This window comes from Pseudoxanthomonas mexicana (assembly GCF_046736355.1).
In the GTDB taxonomy this organism is placed as follows: Bacteria; Pseudomonadota; Gammaproteobacteria; order Xanthomonadales; family Xanthomonadaceae; genus Pseudoxanthomonas_A; species Pseudoxanthomonas_A mexicana_B.
On sequence record NZ_CP157201.1, the window covers coordinates 1,754,265 to 1,772,715 of the forward strand.

Genomic DNA, 18,451 nt, shown 5'->3' on the forward strand with positions numbered 1-18,451 from the left:
CGCGGCGTGAATGCCTATTCGGCAGCTCCGTGCGGAACTTTAGGGAAACTTCGATCATCGCCGCACGGGCGGAAATCCGGCGATTCCACGCGGTCGAAGGCAACGGCGACGACGCACTGGAACTCGCTGCGCGGGATTTGCGTATCGCGTGATTGAAACGCGGTTGCGCACGTTCACCACAAGGCGCATCGGCAACGCATGCGTGCGCGTGCACGCATCGCATGCGGAAGGATCAGCGCGACGTGATCGGATGCGAGTGCGGCAGCAAGGCGTCGTCGTCCAGCAGGCGCAGATCGGCGAAGCGGTATTCGCAGCCCAGCAGCACGCGGCCCTGCAGGCCCGGCACGTCGCCGGGATAGACGATCAGCGCGTGCATCTCGTCCAGCGCGCCGGCCAGCGGGCTGGCGCTGGACTGTTGCAGGTATTCGTCCAGTTGCCGGGCCACCGCGTCGGCATCGCCTTCGATCACCATCAGCACGCGGTTGTCGGCGATGACGATGCCGTCGCTGGTCTGGCCCCAGGCCTGCACCGGCGCATCCAGCCGGTACAGATCCAGCAGCGGCAGCGAATACTGGCGCTCGGCCTGGGTGAAATCGGCCGGGCGTTCGTGGCGCAGGCGCGGCAGCAGCGCAGGCAGCCGCTGCGGCGCGGTGCGGCAGGTCAGCGCCTCGACCAGGGCATCGTCATCGAAGTCGTCCAGCATCGGCGGATCCTGCGCCAACGCCATCCCGGCGATGAGCGCGCCCGCCAGCAGGGCCATGCCCGACGGCAGCCATGCCGTCCACCGGCGATGCGGTTGATGTCCGCGTTCCGGGAACGTTGGCCTGGACGATGTGGGGCAACGAAGGGGCATGCACGCAAGGACGGCGGCGACAGACCCTGATACGCCGATTGCGGCCGCGACCGGACAACGATCGCGTGGATGCGCAGAAATGAAGGATGTGTCAGGAACCTTTCACCTCGTCATCCCCGCGCAGGCGGGGACCCAGCGACTCCAGGCAGGGAACAGGACAGGACACCGGATCCCACGGGGATGACGGCTCAGGCGTAGGCTCGGATCAAGCCGTTCAGGTACTCGCGCTCGGCATCGCGCAGGAACGGCGCCAGCAGCGTCATCACCTGCACCGCGCCCTGGCCGATGGCGGCCTGTTCGTCGCGATCGCCGCGCACGGCCGCGTAGTTCAGCCAGAAGGTGGCGATCAGCAGCACGTTGGTGGCGGTGGCCGCCAGTTCGCCGGCGCTGGCGCGCATCACCCCGGCCTGCGACAGGCCGCGCATCACCGCGTGGGCGCTGTCGTCGGCGCGCCGCAGCAGCCGCGCGAAGCGCAGCCGCAGCCGCCGGTTGCGGCTGAGGATCTCGACCAGGTCGCGGTTGAGGAAGCGGTAGTCCCAGATGCACTCGAACACCAGGTGCAGCTGCAGCCAGATGTCCTCCAGCCCAGGCAGGCGATCGCCCGGCGGCGCGAGCGCGGCGTCGATGCGCTGTTCGTAGCGCGCGAACAACTGCTCGATGATGTCGTCCTTGTTGCGGAAGTGGTAGTACAGGTTGCCCGGGCTGATTTCCAGCTCGTCGGCGATGTGGTTGGTGGTGACGTGCGGCTCGCCCTGCGCGTTGAACATGGCCAGGGCGGCGTCGAGGATGCGCTGGCGGGTATCGCGCGCCACGGCGGTCAGTGGGTCTTGCACTGCCGCCAGCGCACCGGCTCGTTGCTGCCCTCGGGCGGATTGAGCTGGATTCGCGTGGTGCGCAGGTCCGGGTACAGCTCGACCTGCTGGCAGATCAGCGGCCAGGCCTCGGACTCGGGAATCTCGCGGTCCACCGCCAGCGTCAGCTTGGTCAGCCAGATGCCGCGGACCAGCCCCGGCACCTGCGGCAGGGCCTTGACCACGGCCTGGCGTTGCTGCTCCATCTCGTCCTCGGTCGGCTCGACGTAGGGCACGACCGGTTCGGCGGCCCTGGCGGGCGCTTCGCCGGCCGGGGTCGTCGCCGGCGCCGGTGCCGGCGGATCCGGCATCAGGCCGCCGATGCCCACCGCGGTCAGCGTGCCGGCCGCCAGCGCGGCCAGCCAGGCGATGGCGACGTGGCGGCGCGCGCGCGCGGTGGCGTTGCCGACGATCTCCTGGCGCTGCTCCGCATCCAGCAGCGGCTTGAGCAGCGGCCACAGCCGGCGCCCGCCGAGCAGTTCGATGTTGTTGCTCTGCGCGGCGTCGCGGCCTTCCTTCTCGGCATGGCCCTCGGTGGCCAGGATGCCGCCGGCCGCGCCGTCCAGCCGCACGCTCGACGCCAGCTCGACCACCGGCGCCACCCCGATGCGGTAGGCCGAGCCGTGCTTGCAGGCCAGCAGCCAGCGCTTGCCGGCGTCGTTCTGCAGGGTGAACACGCCCTGCGACTCGCGGGCGTCCTCATCCGGCGCATACGTCCTGTGCAGGCCGCGCGCGCCCATCGCCTGCAGCACCAGGTGGACGAAATCGCGCCAGCGCATGTCGGCCAGGGCCTTGAGGCCGGCCTCCAACTCGTCGCGGCGGCGGCGGATCAGCCACAGGTAGCCGCTGGCGGCGGCCCCTGCCAGGAACATGACGACGAATCCGATGAGCCAGGCGAGCATGGGGGCACGAAGAAGCGGCAGGCAAGCCGCATATTGTAATGAACCGGCCGTGGCCTTGTGGGTACGAGGTGTGCCGGCGCTGCCGCCGCAGGCGTGCCGGCCGGTGATGGACCGCCAATGGAGGCGCCGGCCGGACAGAAGGCGGCCCGCCAGCCCGAAGTCGTAAGGGGAGGGGAGCATACGTACTTCGCTGGGCTGGCGGGCCGAGCAGATTGTTGCGCGTCGCATGTTGCCGCGCAACACGGATTTGTTCAGGAAGCGGGCTCAGTCCGCCGGCTTCTTGGCCACGTTGCGGCGCGCGGCGACGCTGGCGCGCGCCACCTTGGCCGCGGGGGAAACCGCCGGCTTGCGGCGCGGCGCGCGCTTGGCCGCCGGCGCGGCGCCCGCGCCCGGGGTGCCGGCGGCGGGGTCCAGCGCGTCGATGCGGCGGGACAGGGCGTCCAGGTCTTCGCGGCTGGGGATGTCGAGCCGGCGCAGCGCGCGCTGCACGCGATCCTCGAACACCTTTTCCAGCCGGTCCCAGGTCTCGGTGGCGCTTTCGCGCGCATGCGCGACGCTGCTTTCGACCGCCTCGCGCATCGCCTCGACGCGGCCCTGGGTGGTCTTGCGCGTGGCCTGCTCCAGCGACAGGCCCTCGCGCACGAGGGTGTCGAACAGCTTGCTGCCTTCGGCCTGGGCGCGGCCGAGCGCGCCGATGCCGGCCAGCCAGACCTGCTGGGCCGATTCGCCCAGGCGCCGGGAAAGGCGTTCGGCCTGCGGCTGCCATGATTCGTCGGAAGCCTGCGGCTTGCCGCGTGCGGATCTCTTCTGCGTCGCCATGAGGATTCCCTGCGCTGTGAAGGACGGGGTCAGGTTCGACCTGCGCGCTAGAGCTTTCACACCAGCCGCATCGCGCCGCGCATGACCCTGCCGCATGCGGCGTGAAAGCCGCGTGCGGCGGGGCGCAATCCGGTCAGCCGAACCGCTCGCCGAGGATGCGGCGGATTTCCGCCTCGATCGGGCCTTTCATCGCCGCCAGCAGGAAGCCGAGATCCGCGCTCACGCGCAGCGCGTCGGGCAGCAGCGCGATGCGCCCCTCCACGCCGGTGCGGTTGAAGTGCAGGGTGTCGCCTTCCCAGCGGCAATCCACGCCGAAGCGATCCGACAGCTTGCCGGCGATCGCCTCCACCGCCTCGCGCGCCTGTGCCGGCGTCTTCGAATGCGGGTGCTGGATATCGATGCGGGACATGGCGCGCTCCTGGCTGGCGGGCGGCCATTGTGCGCATGCGCGCGGCCGGCTCCAAGCCGCAATCGCCGCTGGACGCCGGCGCGCAACCTGCTAGGCTGCTGCCGCGTGGAAAACCTCCGACTCCAGTTCGCCGACCCCGCCCGGACCGAGCGCCCGTTGTCCACGGGCGTGCACCGGGTCGTGCGCCAGCCCGGCGGCACCCTCGGCATCGGCGATCAGGCGCAGGGCGCGCTGCTGGCGCGGATCTGCGTGGACCGGCGCGGGCTGTGGCTGCAGGTCGCCAGCGGCATGCGCGGCGTGCACGTCAACGGCCGGCCGGTGCAGCGCATGGCGCTGCTGCGCGCCGGTGACACCGTGCATGTCGATGGCGTGGAATTGCAGTTCCTTTCCTCCTGCCACGAGATCCGGACGCCGCCGCCGCGCGACGACGTGATCGAAGGCGATCCGCGCATCGCCCTGCGCGGCGTCGGCGGGGTGAACCACGGCCGCAGCTTCCCGCTGGACCGGCCGCTGCTGGTCGGGCGCTCGCCGGAGGCGGCGCTGCGCATCGACGACCCGGATTGCGCCGAGCGCCACGCCCAGCTCGAATTGCAGGGCGATCGCGTGCTGCTGCGCGCCCTCGATGGACGCGGCAGCCGCGTCAACGGCCGGCCGGTGCGCGACGCCCTGCTCGGCGCGGGCGACCAGATCTTCTTCGGGCCGCAGCACCGCTACGTCGTCGAAATCCCGTGGGTATCGGGCGCAGGCCTGGGCGATGAAGCACCCGTGCAGGAGACACCCGGGCCTACGCCCGCCGCCGAGCCGGCGAAGGCGGCGACCCCGGCGCTGGGCCGCTGGCCGTGGCTGTTGCTGGCCGCGGCGATGATGGCTAGCGCGCTGGGTGCGCTGCTGCTGTTCGGCGCCGTCTGATTCCTTTCCACAGCCGCCAGCCCAGCAGCGCGGCCAGCAGGCCGGCGTAGAACAGCGGCTCGCGCAGGTCCGACTTGACCAGCCACCAGAAGTGCAGCACCGCCAGCACGCCGATCGCGTAGACCAGCCGGTGCAACTGCCCCCAGCGGTGGCCCAGCAGGCGCATCCAGCCCCGGGTGGAGGTCACCGCCAGCGGGATCAGCAGCAGCCAGGCGGTGAAGCCGGCGGTGATGTAGGGACGCTCGAGGATCTCCTCGAAGATCTGCGTCCAGTAGCCGCGTAGGTCCAGCACCAGGTAGGCGGCCAGGTGCAGGCTGGCGTAGAGGAACGCGTACAGCCCCAGCATCCGCCGGAAGCGCAGCAGCACCGGCAGGCCGGCGAGCTGGCGCAGCGGCGTGACCGCCAGGGTCAGCAGCAGCAGGCGCAGCGCCCACAGGCCGGTGCGGTGTTCGATTTCGGTAACCGGATCGGCGCCGAGCGCGTCGCTGCCGGTGCGCCAGACCTCGGCGATCTGCCAGCCCAGGATCGCCAGCGGCGCCAGCGCGGCGGCGTGGACGCCGGCCTTGGCGGCAATCAGGCCGGTGCCGCGGCGCCCGCGGCTCAGTACCACTTCCCCAGGTCCATGCCGGCGTACATCGACGCCACCTGCTCGCCGTAGCCGTTGAACAGCCGGGTGGGGATGCGCTCGGCGAACAGCTTGCTGGCGCTGCCGGCGATGCGGCGCTCGGTCTTCTGGCTCCAGCGCGGGTGGTCCACCTGCGGGTTGACGTTGGAGAAGAAGCCGTATTCGGAAGGCTGCAGATCGTGCCAGGCGGTGCGCGGCATCTTCTCGACGAAGCGGATCTCGACAATCGACTTGATGCTCTTGAAGCCGTACTTCCACGGCACCACCAGCCGCAGCGGCGCGCCGTTCTGCTGCGGCAGCGGCTTGCCGTACAGGCCGGTGGCCAGCAGGGTCAGCGGATGCATGGCCTCGTCGATGCGCAGGCCCTCGCGGTAGGGCCAGTTGATCGAACGGTAGGCCAGGCCCGGCATCTGCCGCGGATCGGCCAGGGTGGTGAAGGCGACGTACTTCGCCTTCGAGGTCGGCGCGAACTTCTTCAGCACCGCGGCCAGCGGCACGCCCAGCCACGGGATCACCATCGACCAGCCTTCCACGCAGCGCAGCCGGTAGACGCGCTCCTCCGGCCGCAGGCCCTTGAGCAGATCCTCCAGCGCCAGCGTGCCGGGCTTTTCGCACTCGCCGCCCACCTGCACCGACCACGGCGAGGTGCGCAGCGTCCTGGCCGCGCGCGAGGGATCGGCCTTGCCGGTGCCGAACTCGTAGAAATTGTTGTAGCTGGTGATGTCTTCGTAGCGGGTGGGTTCCTCGTCGGTGCGGAAGCCCGAACGGACCTGCGCCGGCGTCGGCGGCGCGCGCGGCGGCGGTGGCGGTTCGGCGGCGCCGCAGCCGGACATGGCGATGGCCGGGGTCATCGCCAGCGCGCCCAGCAGCGCGCGGCGCTGGCGGTAGACGGTTTCGTCGGTGATCTGCGCGGAAGGTATCCGCAGTGCGTCGCGGAGTGACATCGGTTGCCTCGCGTGGGGGACGGGCGGATCTGCAGCAGTTTCCGGCCACCAGCCTGCACCGCGCGCGAACGGCCGGCAAGCCGCCATCCCATCGCTGCAACAGTCGCGCACCGGATTGGAACAGCGCGGCCGCCGATGGTTGCCCCCGCAACTGATGCACTGCGGCATACTACGGCGCTCCTTTCCCGGGTGCCCTATGACGCGCGCGTACAACTTCAGTGCCGGTCCCGCCACGCTGCCCGAGCCGGTGCTCCGGCAGGTCCAGGCGGAAATGCTGGAGTGGAACGGCGTCGGCGCCTCGGTGGTGGAGATCAGCCACCGCAGCGCCGAGTTCATCGAACTGGCCGCCCGCGCCGAGGCCGACCTGCGCCGGCTGATGGCCATCCCCGACGACTACGCGGTGCTGTTCCTGTCCGGCGGCGCGACCACCCAGCAGGCGCTGCTGCCGCTGAACTTCGCCGCGCCGGGGCAGGCGGCCGACTACGTGGTGACCGGCCACTGGGGCAAGACCGCGATCAGGCAGGCCAGGCCCTGTGCCTCCGTCAACGTCGTGGCCGACGGCGAGCCGGAAGGCTTCCGCGACATCCCGCCGCGCGAGGGCTGGCGGCTGGATCCCGCCGCCGCCTACGTGCACGTCACCGCCAACGAGACCATCCACGGCGTCGAGTTCCGCGACGCGCCGGACGTGGGCGGGGTCCCGCTGATCGCCGACTTCAGCTCGTCGATCGCCTCCGAACCCATCGATGTCTCGCGCTACGCGGCCATCTACGCCGGCGCGCAGAAGAACCTCGGCCCGGTCGGCATCGCCGTGGTCATCGTGCGCCGCGACCTGCTCGAACGCGCCGGCCAGCCGCGCGCCGACATCTTCGACTACCGCTCGCACGCCGCGCGCGACTCCATGCTCAACACGCCGCCGACCTGGAACTGGTACGTGCTGGGGCTGACGGTGAAGTGGATGCTGGACCAGGGCGGGGTCGAGGCGTTCGCCCGCCGCAACGCCGACAAGTCGGCGCGGGTGTACGCCGCCATCGACGCTTCCGGCGGCTTCTACCGCAACGAAGTGGCCGTGCGGGCGCGCTCGCGGATGAACATCCCGTTCTTCCTGCCGGACGAGACGCTGACCGCGCGCTTCCTCGCCGAATCGAAGGCCGCCGGCCTGCTGGCGCTGAAGGGGCACAAGGCCGTCGGCGGGCTGCGCGCGTCGCTGTACAACGCCATGCCGGTCGAGGGCGCGCAGGCGCTGGTGGATTTCATGCGCGATTTCCAGCAGCGCCACGGCTAGGACACAAAGCATTTGTGGGAGCGAGGTCGGTCGCGACGGAACATCGGCAAAGCCCCGTCACGACTGACCTCGCTCCCACACAACCTAAATCGAAGAAGAACGGAAGCCTCATGGCCGCACCCAGGAAACCCGCGAAGAAACCCGCCGCCAAGCCGACAGGCAAGGCCCCGGCCGGCACGCCCGCCGGCGCCCCGGCGCTGGCCGACGTGCGCGCCAAGATCGACGAGATCGATCGCGGCATCCAGACGCTGATCGCCGAGCGCGCGCGCTTCGCCCACCAGGTCGGCAAGGCCAAGGGCAAGCTGGCCGCGGCGGTGGACTACTACCGGCCCGAGCGTGAGGCGCAGGTGCTGCGCATGGTGGTCGACCGCAACGAGGGCCCGCTCAGCGACGAACTGCTGGTGCACGTGTTCCGCGAGATCATGTCGGCCTGCCTGGCCCAGCAGGAGCCGCTGAAGATCGGCTTCCTCGGCCCGGAAGGCACCTTCAGCCAGCAGGCCGTGCTCAAGCACTTCGGCCGCTCGGCGCACGGGCTGCCGCTGGCCAGCATCGAGGAGGTGTTCCAGGAAGTGGAGAGCGGCAACGCCGATTTCGGCGTGGTGCCGGTGGAGAACTCGGGGCAGGGCACCATCCAGGTCACTCTGGACATGTTCCTGACCTCCAACCTCAAGATCTGCGGCGAGGTCGAGCTGCGCGTGCACCAGTACCTGATGTCGCGCACCGGCCGCATCGAGGACATCGAGCGCATCCACGCGCACCCGCAGTCGTTCGCGCAGACCGCCGGCTGGCTGCGCGCCAACCTGCCCGAGGTCGAGAAGGTGCCGGTGTCCAGCAACGCCGAGGGCGCGCGCCGCGCGCGCAACGCCGACGACGCGGCCTGCATCGGCGGCGAGAGCGCCGGCCACGTCTACGGGCTGAAGAAGGTGGTGATGAGCCCGATCCAGGACGACGCCGACAACACCACCCGCTTCCTGGTCATCGGCCGCAGCATCTTCCCGCCTTCCGGCCACGACCGCACCTCGGTGCTGGTGTTCATCCACGACAAGCCGGGCGCGCTGTTCGACGTGCTCAGCCCGTTCGCCCGCCACGGCATCAGCATGAACCGCATCGAGTCGCGGCCCTCGCACCACGCCAAGTGGGAATACGGCTTCTTCATCGACCTGGCCGGCCACGTCGAGGACGATGCGATGAAGCAGGCGCTGGCCGAACTGAAGGCGCACTCGGCGCAGATCAAGGTGCTGGGTTCCTATCCCGTCGCGGTGCCATGAAAAATCCCTTCCCCCGCTTGCGGGGGAAGGTGCCCGGAGGGCGGATGGGGGGATGCTTTTCCTGCCAATCCGCAGCCCCCACCCCAACCCTCCCCCGCAAGCGCGGGAGGGAGCAGATCCACGGATCTGCAATGACGAGCAGATGCAAGAGATCGCAATGACGAGCAAGCAAGACTGGATCGCCTCCCCGAGCCAACCGCTGCACGGCGAACTGACCATCCCCGGCGACAAGTCGATCTCGCATCGCGCGGTGATGTTCGCCGCGCTGGCCGATGGCGTCTCGCGCATCGACGGCTTCCTGGAGGGGGAGGACACCCGCGCCACCGCCGCCATCTTCGCCCGGCTCGGCGTGCGCATCGAGACGCCTTCGGCCTCGCGGCGCATCGTGCACGGCGTCGGCGTGGATGGATTGAAGCCGCCGGCCGGTGATCTGGACTGCGGCAACGCCGGCACCGGCATGCGCCTGCTGGCCGGGCTGCTGGCCGGCCAGCCGTTCGACAGCGTGCTGGTCGGCGACGAGTCGCTGTCGCGCCGGCCGATGCGCCGCGTCACCGTGCCGCTGGCCAGGATGGGCGCGCGCATCGACACCGCCGAGGGCGGCCTGCCGCCGCTGCGCATCCACGGCGGCCAGGCGCTGGCCGGCATCGACCACACGCTGGAAGTGGCCAGCGCGCAGGTCAAGTCGGCGCTGCTGCTGGCCGGTCTGTACGCACGGGGCGAGACCGTCGTGCGCGAGCCGCACCCCACGCGCGACTACACCGAGCGCATGCTGGCCGCCTTCGGCGTGGACATCGAGTTCTCGCCCGGGCACGCGCGCCTGCGCGGCGGCCAGCGGCTGCGCGCGACCGACATCGAGGTGCCGGCGGATTTCTCGTCGGCGGCGTTCTTCCTGGTCGGCGCCAGCATCGTGCCCGGCTCGCGGCTGCGCCTGCGCGCGGTCGGGTTGAACCCGCGCCGCACCGGCCTGCTGGCCGCGCTGCGGATGATGGGCGCGGACATCGCCGAGGAGAACCACCGCGTCCACGGTGGCGAGGCGGTCGCCGATCTGCTGGTGCGGCACGCGCCGCTGCGCGGCATCGAGGTGCCCGAGGCGCTGGTGCCGGACATGATCGACGAGTTCCCCGCGCTGTTCGTTGCCGCCGCCTGCGCCGAAGGCCCGACCGTCGTGCGCGGCGCGGCCGAACTGCGGGTCAAGGAATCCGATCGCCTTGCCGCGATGGCCACCGGCCTGCGCGCGCTGGGCCTGCGGGTCGACGAGACGCCCGATGGCGCGACCCTCCATCCCGGCGCCTTGCAGGGTGGCCGCATCGAGAGCCACGGCGATCACCGCATCGCGATGGCGTTCGCGATGGCGGCGCAGCGCGCGCAGGGTGAAGTGCGTATCGGCGACGTCGCCAACGTGGCCACGTCCTTCCCCGGCTTCGACGCACTGGCGCGCGGCGCGGGCTGCGGACTGGCGCATACACCATGAAGGAGAGGGAGGCCGGATGGGCCTCCCTCCTGGGTTTGCAATCCGGATTTCGCCTTGGACTTTTCCCTTCCCCCGCTTGCGGGGGAAGGTGCCCGAAGGGCGGATGGGGCAACGCGGACTGCTCGGGTTGCTAAGGATTCAAAGCCTTAAATCGGCTTGAAGTCCACCGGCACCTGCACCACGCTCGACGTGGCGCGGCCGTTGCGGATGGCCGGCTCGAAGCGCCACTGGCGCACGGCGTTGAGCGCGGCGCGATCCAGCTCGCGGTTGCCGCTGCGCTCGACCAGGTTGACCGCGACCGGCTGGCCATCGGCGTCGATCTCGGCGCGCACCATCACCGTGCCGCCGATGCCGGAGCGCAGCGCCGCCGGCGGATACTTCGGCTCTACGTTGCCGGCCAGCGGACGCGCCGGGCGCGACTGCGGCATGGCCGGCGAGGCGGTGCGGTTGGCGCTGGGCGCGGCCTGGCGCGGCACGGTGGCCGGCTGTTCGACCGGCGGCAGCGCCGGCATCGTCTGCTCGGTCATCATCGGCACGGTCGTGTCGGAAGCATCGCGGTTGCTGTACCACCACGCCGCCGCCGCGGCCAGCACGATCAGCAGCAATCCCCACAACAATGGGCTTGCGATGGAGCGCGGCGCGGGTTCCACGGCCGCATCCTCGACGCGATAGTCCTGGCGGAATTCGTTGGAAACCTGGGACATGGGAAACCTCCTGTGGGCGACGCGTTTTCGCGTACGCCGGAAGTCTTGCACGCAGGTTCGTTCCCGCTGCGTGAGATGCGGGTAAAGCCGCGATCCACCCAGGGCCAGGGTTCATCGATGTGCAGCGGGCGTCATCGCCTGATGACGCATCCGTCATCCCCGCGCAGGTGGGAACGACGGGAACATCATTGCAGGTTGAAGTCGATCGGAATCACCACGCTGGCGACGATCGGCTGCCCGTTGTGCTGGGCGGGATTGAAGCGCCACCGTCGGACCGCCTCGACCGCGGCGCGATCCAGATCGCGCGAACCGCTGCGTTGCTCGACCTCCACCCGCAGCGGCACGCCGTCGGTGCCGACCTCGACCCGCACCATCACCGTGCCGGTCTCGCCGCTGCGCATCGCCGCGACCGGATAGTCCGGCGGCGGCGTCTGCCCGGGAATCGGCACCGGCACCTCGCCGGGCGCGAGCGCCGCGCTGGCGCCGGCGGGAGCGGATGCCGCGCCATCCACCGGCGCCGGCAGCGGCGCGTCGGCGGGCGGCGTCGGCGGTGCCTCGACCAGTTGCGGACGGACTTCCTCGCGCGGTTCGCGCGGCACTTCCATGCCGCTGGCGCCGTCGCCGGCCGGCAGCGGGGCGGGCAGCGCTTCCAGGACGGCCGCGGGCGTGCCGTCCTCGCGCGGCGGCGCGGTGTAGAAACCGTCGTCGCGCCCGGCCAGCCACACGGCGACGAACAGCAGCAGCCCCGCGCCGAAGGCGACGCCCATGACGAGCAGCGAGCGCCGCGGCAGGCGGAAGGTGATGTCGGAGGCGGGACGGTTGCGGGAAAGGGACATGGAGGCGCGGGTCGGTGTGGGCGCGCCGATTCTGGCATGGCCGCGGTGAAGCGGGTGGGCATCGTGCATGAATGGGCGATAATGCCGCTTTCCCCCTTGCGCCGCCGCCATGCTCGATCCCGTCCTGCTCCGCAACCAGCCCGCCGAACTCGCCCAGCGCCTCAGGGACAGCCGCGGCTTCGAGCTGGACGTGTCCCGGCTGGCCGAACTGGAAGCCGACCGCAAGCGGATCCAGAAGCGCACCGAGGAATTGCAGAACCTGCGCAATACCCGTTCCAAGGCCATCGGGCAGGCCAAGGCCAAGGGCGAGGACGTGTCCGCACTGATGGCCGAGGTGGCCGGCTTCGGCGACGAACTGAAGGCCTCGGAAGCGAGGCTGGACGAGATCCGCGCAGAGATCGAGGCCATCGCCCTGGGCATCCCCAACCTGCCGCACGCCAGCGTGCCGGCCGGCAGCGACGAGAGCGGCAACGTCGAGCAGCACCGCTGGGGCACGCCGCGCGCGTTCGATTTCCCGGCCAGGGATCACGTCGAACTGGGCGCGCGCCACGGCTGGCTGGACGCCGACACCGCCGCCAAGCTGTCCGGCGCGCGCTTCACCGTGCTGCGCGGCCAGCTGGCGCGCCTGCACCGCGCGCTGGCGCAGTTCATGCTGGACCTGCACACCGGCGAGCACGGCTACGAGGAGACCAGCGTGCCGGTGATCGTCAACGCCGAGTCGATGCGCGGCACCGGCCAGTTGCCGAAGTTCGAGGAGGACCTGTTCGCCACCGAGCTGGGCGAGCACCGTCGCTACCTCATCCCGACCTCGGAAGTGCCGCTGACCAACATCGTCCGCGACGAGATCCTCGACGACGCGCGCCTGCCGCTGCGCATGACCGCCCATTCGATGTGCTTCCGCTCCGAGGCCGGCAGCGGCGGCCGCGACGTGCGCGGCATGATCCGCCAGCACCAGTTCGAGAAGGTCGAGCTGGTCTCGATCGCGCGCCCGTCGGAGAGCTACGACGAGCAGGAGCGCATGACCCGCGCCGCCGAGACGGTGCTGGAGCGGCTGGGCCTGCCGTACCGCCGCATGCTGCTGTGCAGCGGCGACATGGGCTTCTCGGCCACCAGGACCTACGATCTGGAGGTATGGCTGCCGTCGCAGGGCACCTATCGCGAAATCTCCTCGTGCTCCAACTGCGAGGATTTCCAGGCCCGCCGCATGCAGGCGCGCTGGCGCAACCCGGCCACCGGCAAGCCCGAGCCGGTGCACACGCTCAACGGCTCCGGCACCGCCGTCGGCCGCGCGCTGATCGCGGTGATGGAGAACTACCAGAACGCCGACGGCTCGATCACCGTGCCGGAAGCGCTGCGTCCCTACATGAGCGGCGCCGAACGCATCGCCTGACTTGCCGAGACTCCCTTCTCCCGCATCGCGGGAGAAGGTGCCCGAAGGGCGGATGAGGACGCCGTTGGCGCAACAGGCTCCCGGCTGCTGCGCAATGCACCGTCGAGGAAGCGCTGCACCCTGCATGGGCGCAGCCGACCGCTGATGGAGTTTCCTTCTCCCGCATCGCGGGAGAAGGTGCCCGAAGGGCGGATGAGGGCGCTGTTGGCGCAACAGGCTTCCGGCTGCTGCGCAATGCACCGTCGAGGAAGCGCTGCGTCCCTACATGAGCGGCGCCGAACGCATCGCCTGACTTGCCGAGACTCCCTTCTCCCGCATCGCGGGAGAAGGTGCCCGAAGGGCGGATGAGGACGCCGTTGGCGCAACAGGCTCCCGGCTGCTGCGCAATGCACCGTCGAGGAAGCGCTGCACCCTGCATGGGCGCAGCCGACCGCTGATGGAGTTTCCTTCTCCCGCATCGCGGGAGAAGGTGCCCGAAGGGCGGATGAGGGCGCTGTTGGCGCAAGAGGCTCCCGGCCACTGCGCAATCCACCATCGAGAGCCTGACCGCTCAACGCAAATCGACCCGCCAGCACGGGCCGAACCCGGCCATGATCCGCAGCAGCGAACTCAGGCGGCTTCGCGCAGCGGTGCCGCAATCGCCGCCAGTGCGCCGCTGATCGCCTCGGCGCGCTGCTGCGGCCCCAGGCCGATGCCCTCGGCGCGGACGAACCCGACATCGTCGATGCCGAGGAAGCCGAACACCTGGCGCAGGTAGGCTTCCTGGAAATCGGTCGGCGCATCGTCGCCGTGCAGGCTGCCGCGCGCGCTGGCGACGACGATCTTCTTGCCGCCGGCCAGCCCCTGCGGGCCTTGCTCGGTATAGCGGAAGGTGCGCCCGGCCACCGCGATGCGGTCGATCCAGGCCTTCAGCGTGGACGGCACCGAGAAGTTGTACATCGGCGCGCCGACCACCACAACGTCGGCGTCGAGGAATTCCTGCAACGCCTGCTCACCCGCGGCGGCCACCGCCGGATCGGCCTTGGCCAGCACCGCACCGGTCAGGTGGGGCAGGGGATTGTTGTCCAGATCGCGATATATGACCTCCAGCCCGGCCACATTGTCCTGCCAACGGGCTACGATGGCGGCGGTGAGCTGGCGGCTGACGGAGTTGGCGCCCAGGGCGCTGCTGTCGACATGCAGGAGTTTCATCGGGGGTGTCCAGTCGTGGGAGCGGCCGTGGCCGCGTTGGACGCCACCTTAGTTTGTTGCTTTTGTGGGATAAACAGTGATAAAAATCACTGATTGTTCTAAACATGGAACTTTCGGCCATGCATGATCTCAACGACCTCTATTACTTCGCGATGGTGGTGGACCACGGCGGGTTCGCCGCCGCCGAGCGCGCACTGGGCATCCCCAAGTCGCGCCTGAGCCGGCGCATCAGCCAGTTGGAGACCGACCTGGGCGTGCGCCTGCTGCAGCGCTCCACCCGCCGCTTCGCCGTCACCGACGTCGGCATGAGCGTGCACCGCCACGCCCAGACCATGCTGGCCGAGGCACAGGCCGCGCGCGAGGTGGTCGATCGCCTCAGCGCCGAGCCGCGCGGCGTGGTGCGCGTCAGCGTGCCGGTGGCGGTGGCGCAGATGCAGTTGCCGAAGATCCTGCCGATGTTCCTGGAGAAGTACCCCAAGGTCCGGCTGCAACTGCACGTCAACAACCGCCGCGTGGACATCATCAACGAAGGCTACGACGTGGCCCTGCGCGTGCGCGCCAAGCTCGACGACGACGGCAGCCTGGTGATGCGCAGCTTCGGACAGATCCAGGAACTGCTGGTCGCCAGCCCGCGCTACCTGGATCGCGCCGGCCGCCCCGCCGATCCGGACGAGCTGGTCCAGCACGTGACCCTGAGCATCAGCGAGGACGAGGCGCGCCAGCGCTGGGAGCTGCACGGTCCCGCCGGCGAGGTGCGGCGCGTTGATCTGCAGCCGCGGCTGGCCGGCTTCGACTTCCCGCTGCTGCAATCGATGGCGCGCGACGGCTTCGGCATCACCCTGCTGCCCGAGACCGTCTGCGCCGAGGCCGTGCGCAAGGGCGAACTGGAAGTCGTACTGCCGGAGTGGTCGCTGCCGCAGGGCATCTGCCATGCCGTGTTCGCCTCGCGCCGCGGCATGCTGCCGGCGGTGCGCGTGTTCATCGACTTCCTCGCCGAGCACCTGCCGCAGCAGATCGAGGCCTCGCGCCTGGACTGCGGCGGCAAATGCGCCGACGCCGCCGAGAAGGCCATCGCCACCGCCCTCGACAACAACCGCAACGGCAAGGCGCGCAAGGCCTCCTGAAGCCCCGCGGGCGGGCGCTGCCTCGACAAGCCGCCCGCGCATGGCAGAATGTCGCGCCGGCCGGGGCGCTAAGGCGCAGGGCGCGGCGATGCGGTAACAACGGAGAGATGGCCGAGCGGTTTAAGGCACCGGTCTTGAAAACAGTTGTAGGAAGAGTGGCCGAGCGGTTTAAGGCACCGGTCTTGAAAACCGGCGATGGGCAACCATCCGTGGGTTCGAATCCCACCTCTTCCGCCATTAAAAACAAGCACTTACGCGGAATTTCGCATCACTAGTAAGTGCCATGAAGCGAGAGGATTTCAGTGAGTGATGGGAGCATCGAGGTAGTGAGCGGCGCAACCGACCGTAAGCAAACCGTAAGCGATAGCGACCAGTCGTCACCACAGATCGTCTCGAAAGACTACGGGCACGCATTCGCTGCCTACCAGCGGGAAGCAACGCTGCGCCCGCTGCTGCTCAACGGCGATGCGCTCGCCGTTCTCAAGTCCCTACCTGATGAGTCCATCGACTTCGCTATGACTTCCCCGCCGTATTGGGGGAAGCGCGAGTACGAGAACGGGGGTATCGGTCTTGAGGCCGACTACAGGGACTTCGTAAAGGACTTGGCTGCCATCTTCTTGGAGCTGAAGCGAGTCCTAAAGCCCACGGGGTCGTTCTGGCTCAATATCGGTGACACCTACAACGGCAAGAGCTTGCTCGGGATTCCGTGGAGGGTCGCTTTTGAGTTGACTGACGTCCAAGGCTGGACGATGCGGAACAGCGTCGTCTGGAACAAGTTGAAGGGCGGCATGGATAACAGCAAAGATCGCCTAGCCAACGTCCATGAGAATCTCTTTCACTTCGTGAAGCAGCCGAAGGGCTACTACTACAACGCTGACGCCATTCGCTCGAAACCGCGCGAGGCGAAAGTCGTCAATGGCGCAGTTGTTTCAGCTACAGGCGTCTCCGGCGTCCGCTACAAGAGGCAGCTTGAGCTTTCCACGGCTCTCGACGAGAACGAGAAGAAGGCTGCCTTCGCTGCCCTTGACCGTATGCTTGCCGACGTGGGCGCTGGTAACGTCTCTGACTTCCGCATGATTATTCGTGGTCAGCAACGCGCCACGCATTCGGATAGTGAGAAGGTTTCAGGCCGAGCAAAAGAGCTTCGAGACAAAGGCTTCTACTTCCTCAAGTACCATCCCAATGGAAGCAAGCCCGGCGACGTGTGGGAAATCATTCCTGAGGATACGCAACGACGCGGCGCGCACTTCGCCCCGTATCCTATAGACCTTTGTCGGCGACCGTTGCTTGCCACGTGCCCACCCGGTGGCATAGTGCTTGATCCATTTTGCGGGACTGGCACAACTCTGCTCGCCGCCGGTAATCTTGGCCTCAAGTCAGTGGGCATCGACATATCGCGTCACTATCTCGAACTCTCGCAAGAAAGGTGCGATGGTCTTCTATGAGCAAAGTTGTCGAACTGTTCGGCAAAGCCGGCGACGCGCCGGGTATTGACTGGCAAAATGAAATCGCGGATCAGCAGTGCCCGTTTCTCGGCAAGCGCTGCTACAAGGTTCGGAAGTCTAACCCCGAGATTTCGATTGGCTCCTGTACCGTTCTCTATGGGCGCGAGCCGGAGCCGATCATCATTTGCCCCACGCGCCTTATCCAGCGCGGGCAGATCTTCACCGACTGTTTGCATCTGCTGACCAGCCACGAACCGGGGAACGAGCTTCATTTAGTGTCCGAGGTCACCGTGCCCGGTGGAAGCATCGACTATGTCCTTGTGTCGGCGAAGGAAGGCAAGGTTCGGGACTTTGTGGGTATCGAACTGCAAACGCTCGATACGACGGGCACCGTATGGCCTGAACGGCAGCGCCTGCTCAAAGAGCTGGGCGTCGCACGCGGGGACAACGGCGAAGAGTCCGACAAGTCCTTTGGCATGAACTGGAAGATGACCGCGAAGACGATCCTCGTCCAGATGCATCACAAGGTGCAGACGTTCGAGCATGTCAATCGGAAGCTCGTTCTCGTGGTGCAAGACAAGTTCCTGGCCTACATGACCAAAGAATTCAAGTTTGACCACATGAAGAATCCAGCGGCGGTCGGTGACTCGATGCACCTCCACTCCTACCGGATGGCGCGTGCCGATGACGGAAACTTCCGCTTGTCGATGGCCTCTCGGCTAAGTACCGATGCTGACGGCATCGCAACGTGCCTTGGCCTGCAAGCTGAGGCGCGTATCGAGCTAGAGCAGATCATCTCCACGCTACAGGCCAAGATTTCGCCCGCTACGTTGTTCCGTCCCGTGTATTTTTTTTACGCTGGGCTTATTCGCAACGCCGGGAGCCGAGCTAATCGCAGGAGCAGCAATCGGTTAGCGGGCAAGCCCGAATAACTCCGTGTTTGCTGGTCGTCAGATCGCCGCTTGCTGGCGGGGTGACTGGCTGGTGTTTTGACGCATCTGGTCGTCGAGCCAAGACAGAACTTCTGCCTCGACATAGCCGCATGTTCCGCAGGTGCTCGCGTGCGGCCTCCCGTGCTTGGTCCACGGTGAACACGCCGTGGGGGCCAATGGTCAGCCGGAGTTCCTTGCCGTGGACGCGGCCTTGGACGACATAGCTCTTCTTGCCGTCCTTGGTGATGCGGAGGCCGAAGCCCCGGTCTTGTTCGTCCCAATGGAGCGCGTAGCCGGTAGATGGTGCAGGCAGCCGATCCACTACGGACTTGGTGAGTCTCGCCATCGTTGAAGTCCTCGCGTAAGTGCAACGTAAGCAGTCCACGCAAATGTAGGACAACCTCCGACAATGACGAAACAATGATAAGACTATGATTTGTAAAGAAAAATAACACTTACGGAAGCCTCGTGAGGGCGTGTAAAATCAACTCGCTGA

At 68.4% G+C, this 18,451-nt stretch carries 19 protein-coding genes and 1 tRNA gene; 9 read left to right on the forward strand and 11 right to left on the reverse strand.

The window, feature by feature from the left end:
* Positions 1 to 232 precede the first annotated feature (232 nt).
* The 5 genes from AAG688_RS08115 to AAG688_RS08135 all read right to left on the reverse strand — a co-directional run bounded on the left by AAG688_RS08115 (position 233) and on the right by AAG688_RS08135 (position 3,834).
* Positions 233 to 760, reverse strand: a complete 528-nt coding sequence (locus tag AAG688_RS08115) for a hypothetical protein (RefSeq protein ID WP_411834831.1) — start codon at positions 758 to 760, stop codon at positions 233 to 235.
* 281 nt (positions 761 to 1,041) lie between these two features.
* The gene (locus AAG688_RS08120) at positions 1,042 to 1,686 is read right to left on the reverse strand and encodes a TetR/AcrR family transcriptional regulator (RefSeq protein WP_411834832.1); all 645 of its coding nucleotides are present in this window, start codon (positions 1,684 to 1,686) and stop codon (positions 1,042 to 1,044) included.
* Entirely contained in the window at positions 1,671 to 2,576 is a 906-nt protein-coding gene (locus tag AAG688_RS08125; RefSeq protein ID WP_411834833.1) for a restriction endonuclease, read from the reverse strand. The genes AAG688_RS08120 and AAG688_RS08125 overlap by 16 nt, the downstream gene beginning before the upstream one ends.
* A gap of 294 nt (positions 2,577 to 2,870) precedes the next feature.
* Positions 2,871 to 3,425, reverse strand: a complete 555-nt coding sequence (locus AAG688_RS08130; protein ID WP_411834834.1) for a phasin family protein — start codon at positions 3,423 to 3,425, stop codon at positions 2,871 to 2,873.
* Between the two features lie 133 nt (positions 3,426 to 3,558).
* The gene (locus tag AAG688_RS08135; RefSeq protein ID WP_411834835.1) at positions 3,559 to 3,834 is read right to left on the reverse strand and encodes a polyhydroxyalkanoic acid system family protein; all 276 of its coding nucleotides are present in this window, start codon (positions 3,832 to 3,834) and stop codon (positions 3,559 to 3,561) included.
* A 105-nt stretch (positions 3,835 to 3,939) separates the two neighbouring features.
* On the opposite strand from AAG688_RS08135, the gene AAG688_RS08140 reads away from it, so the two are divergent.
* Positions 3,940 to 4,743 carry an FHA domain-containing protein gene (locus AAG688_RS08140; RefSeq protein WP_411834836.1) on the forward strand — a complete coding sequence of 268 codons (804 nt, stop codon included), beginning with the start codon at positions 3,940 to 3,942 and terminating at the stop codon, positions 4,741 to 4,743.
* Here the strand turns inward: AAG688_RS08140 and msrQ are convergent.
* Complete coding sequence (gene msrQ / locus AAG688_RS08145) at positions 4,703 to 5,347, reverse strand: protein-methionine-sulfoxide reductase heme-binding subunit MsrQ (RefSeq protein WP_411834963.1); 645 nt, start codon at positions 5,345 to 5,347, stop codon at positions 4,703 to 4,705. The genes AAG688_RS08140 and msrQ overlap by 41 nt on opposite strands.
* On the reverse strand, positions 5,344 to 6,312 hold the full coding sequence (gene msrP / locus AAG688_RS08150; protein WP_411834837.1) for a protein-methionine-sulfoxide reductase catalytic subunit MsrP: 969 nt from the start codon (positions 6,310 to 6,312) through the stop codon (positions 5,344 to 5,346). Before msrP ends, msrQ begins: the two co-directional genes overlap by 4 nt.
* A gap of 196 nt (positions 6,313 to 6,508) precedes the next feature.
* Here msrP and serC point away from each other — a divergent pair, with 196 nt between their 5' ends.
* The 3 genes from serC to aroA all read left to right on the forward strand — a co-directional run bounded on the left by serC (position 6,509) and on the right by aroA (position 10,333).
* Positions 6,509 to 7,594 carry a 3-phosphoserine/phosphohydroxythreonine transaminase gene (serC, locus tag AAG688_RS08155; protein ID WP_411834838.1) on the forward strand — a complete coding sequence of 362 codons (1,086 nt, stop codon included), beginning with the start codon at positions 6,509 to 6,511 and terminating at the stop codon, positions 7,592 to 7,594.
* Between the two features lie 110 nt (positions 7,595 to 7,704).
* Positions 7,705 to 8,862: a prephenate dehydratase gene (gene pheA, locus AAG688_RS08160; RefSeq protein ID WP_411834839.1), complete on the forward strand. Its 1,158-nt coding sequence runs from the start codon at positions 7,705 to 7,707 to the stop codon at positions 8,860 to 8,862.
* 157 nt (positions 8,863 to 9,019) lie between these two features.
* The gene (aroA, locus tag AAG688_RS08165) at positions 9,020 to 10,333 is read left to right on the forward strand and encodes a 3-phosphoshikimate 1-carboxyvinyltransferase (RefSeq protein WP_411834840.1); all 1,314 of its coding nucleotides are present in this window, start codon (positions 9,020 to 9,022) and stop codon (positions 10,331 to 10,333) included.
* 146 nt (positions 10,334 to 10,479) lie between these two features.
* Here the strand turns inward: aroA and AAG688_RS08170 are convergent, their stop codons facing one another.
* Entirely contained in the window at positions 10,480 to 11,037 is a 558-nt protein-coding gene (locus AAG688_RS08170; RefSeq protein WP_411834841.1) for an energy transducer TonB, read from the reverse strand.
* A gap of 185 nt (positions 11,038 to 11,222) precedes the next feature.
* The gene (locus AAG688_RS08175) at positions 11,223 to 11,873 is read right to left on the reverse strand and encodes an energy transducer TonB (protein WP_411834842.1); all 651 of its coding nucleotides are present in this window, start codon (positions 11,871 to 11,873) and stop codon (positions 11,223 to 11,225) included.
* A 109-nt stretch (positions 11,874 to 11,982) separates the two neighbouring features.
* On the opposite strand from AAG688_RS08175, the gene serS reads away from it, so the two are divergent.
* A complete protein-coding gene (gene serS / locus AAG688_RS08180) occupies positions 11,983 to 13,263 on the forward strand; it encodes a serine--tRNA ligase (RefSeq protein ID WP_411834843.1) in 1,281 nt (426 codons plus the stop codon).
* 609 nt (positions 13,264 to 13,872) lie between these two features.
* Here serS and AAG688_RS08185 read toward each other — a convergent pair.
* The gene (locus AAG688_RS08185) at positions 13,873 to 14,454 is read right to left on the reverse strand and encodes an FMN-dependent NADH-azoreductase (protein ID WP_411834844.1); all 582 of its coding nucleotides are present in this window, start codon (positions 14,452 to 14,454) and stop codon (positions 13,873 to 13,875) included.
* A 104-nt stretch (positions 14,455 to 14,558) separates the two neighbouring features.
* Between AAG688_RS08185 and AAG688_RS08190 the strand changes: the two genes are divergently transcribed.
* From AAG688_RS08190 to AAG688_RS08205, 4 genes are all read left to right on the forward strand, one after another.
* Complete coding sequence (locus AAG688_RS08190) at positions 14,559 to 15,578, forward strand: LysR family transcriptional regulator (RefSeq protein WP_411834846.1); 1,020 nt, start codon at positions 14,559 to 14,561, stop codon at positions 15,576 to 15,578.
* Between the two features lie 149 nt (positions 15,579 to 15,727).
* A tRNA-Ser gene (locus AAG688_RS08195) sits at positions 15,728 to 15,815 on the forward strand.
* 89 nt (positions 15,816 to 15,904) lie between these two features.
* Positions 15,905 to 17,023 carry a DNA-methyltransferase gene (locus AAG688_RS08200; RefSeq protein ID WP_411834847.1) on the forward strand — a complete coding sequence of 373 codons (1,119 nt, stop codon included), beginning with the start codon at positions 15,905 to 15,907 and terminating at the stop codon, positions 17,021 to 17,023.
* Positions 17,020 to 17,955, forward strand: a complete 936-nt coding sequence (locus tag AAG688_RS08205) for a NotI family restriction endonuclease (protein ID WP_411834848.1) — start codon at positions 17,020 to 17,022, stop codon at positions 17,953 to 17,955. Before AAG688_RS08200 ends, AAG688_RS08205 begins: the two co-directional genes overlap by 4 nt.
* Here AAG688_RS08205 and AAG688_RS08210 read toward each other — a convergent pair.
* On the reverse strand, positions 17,912 to 18,301 hold the full coding sequence (locus AAG688_RS08210) for an Arm DNA-binding domain-containing protein (RefSeq protein ID WP_411834849.1): 390 nt from the start codon (positions 18,299 to 18,301) through the stop codon (positions 17,912 to 17,914). The two genes, AAG688_RS08205 and AAG688_RS08210, sit on opposite strands and share 44 nt — an antisense overlap.
* Positions 18,302 to 18,451 lie beyond the last annotated feature (150 nt).

What these genes read in the sequence shown, in the direction of transcription:
- AAG688_RS08115 (WP_411834831.1), bottom strand. Translation starts at nt 760, where the DNA reads ATGGCCCTGCTGGCGGGCGCGCTCATCGCCGGGATGGCGTTGGCGCAG.
- AAG688_RS08125 (WP_411834833.1), bottom strand. Translation starts at nt 2,576, where the DNA reads ATGTTCCTGGCAGGGGCCGCCGCCAGCGGCTACCTGTGGCTGATCCGC.
- AAG688_RS08130 (WP_411834834.1), bottom strand. Translation starts at nt 3,425, where the DNA reads ATGGCGACGCAGAAGAGATCCGCACGCGGCAAGCCGCAGGCTTCCGAC.
- AAG688_RS08135 (WP_411834835.1), bottom strand. Translation starts at nt 3,834, where the DNA reads ATGTCCCGCATCGATATCCAGCACCCGCATTCGAAGACGCCGGCACAG.
- msrP (WP_411834837.1), bottom strand. Translation starts at nt 6,312, where the DNA reads ATGTCACTCCGCGACGCACTGCGGATACCTTCCGCGCAGATCACCGAC.
- serC (WP_411834838.1), top strand. Translation starts at nt 6,509, where the DNA reads ATGACGCGCGCGTACAACTTCAGTGCCGGTCCCGCCACGCTGCCCGAG.
- pheA (WP_411834839.1), top strand. Translation starts at nt 7,705, where the DNA reads ATGGCCGCACCCAGGAAACCCGCGAAGAAACCCGCCGCCAAGCCGACA.
- aroA (WP_411834840.1), top strand. Translation starts at nt 9,020, where the DNA reads ATGACGAGCAAGCAAGACTGGATCGCCTCCCCGAGCCAACCGCTGCAC.
- AAG688_RS08170 (WP_411834841.1), bottom strand. Translation starts at nt 11,037, where the DNA reads ATGTCCCAGGTTTCCAACGAATTCCGCCAGGACTATCGCGTCGAGGAT.
- AAG688_RS08175 (WP_411834842.1), bottom strand. Translation starts at nt 11,873, where the DNA reads ATGTCCCTTTCCCGCAACCGTCCCGCCTCCGACATCACCTTCCGCCTG.
- serS (WP_411834843.1), top strand. Translation starts at nt 11,983, where the DNA reads ATGCTCGATCCCGTCCTGCTCCGCAACCAGCCCGCCGAACTCGCCCAG.
- AAG688_RS08185 (WP_411834844.1), bottom strand. Translation starts at nt 14,454, where the DNA reads ATGAAACTCCTGCATGTCGACAGCAGCGCCCTGGGCGCCAACTCCGTC.
- AAG688_RS08190 (WP_411834846.1), top strand. Translation starts at nt 14,559, where the DNA reads ATGGAACTTTCGGCCATGCATGATCTCAACGACCTCTATTACTTCGCG.
- AAG688_RS08205 (WP_411834848.1), top strand. Translation starts at nt 17,020, where the DNA reads ATGAGCAAAGTTGTCGAACTGTTCGGCAAAGCCGGCGACGCGCCGGGT.
- AAG688_RS08210 (WP_411834849.1), bottom strand. Translation starts at nt 18,301, where the DNA reads ATGGCGAGACTCACCAAGTCCGTAGTGGATCGGCTGCCTGCACCATCT.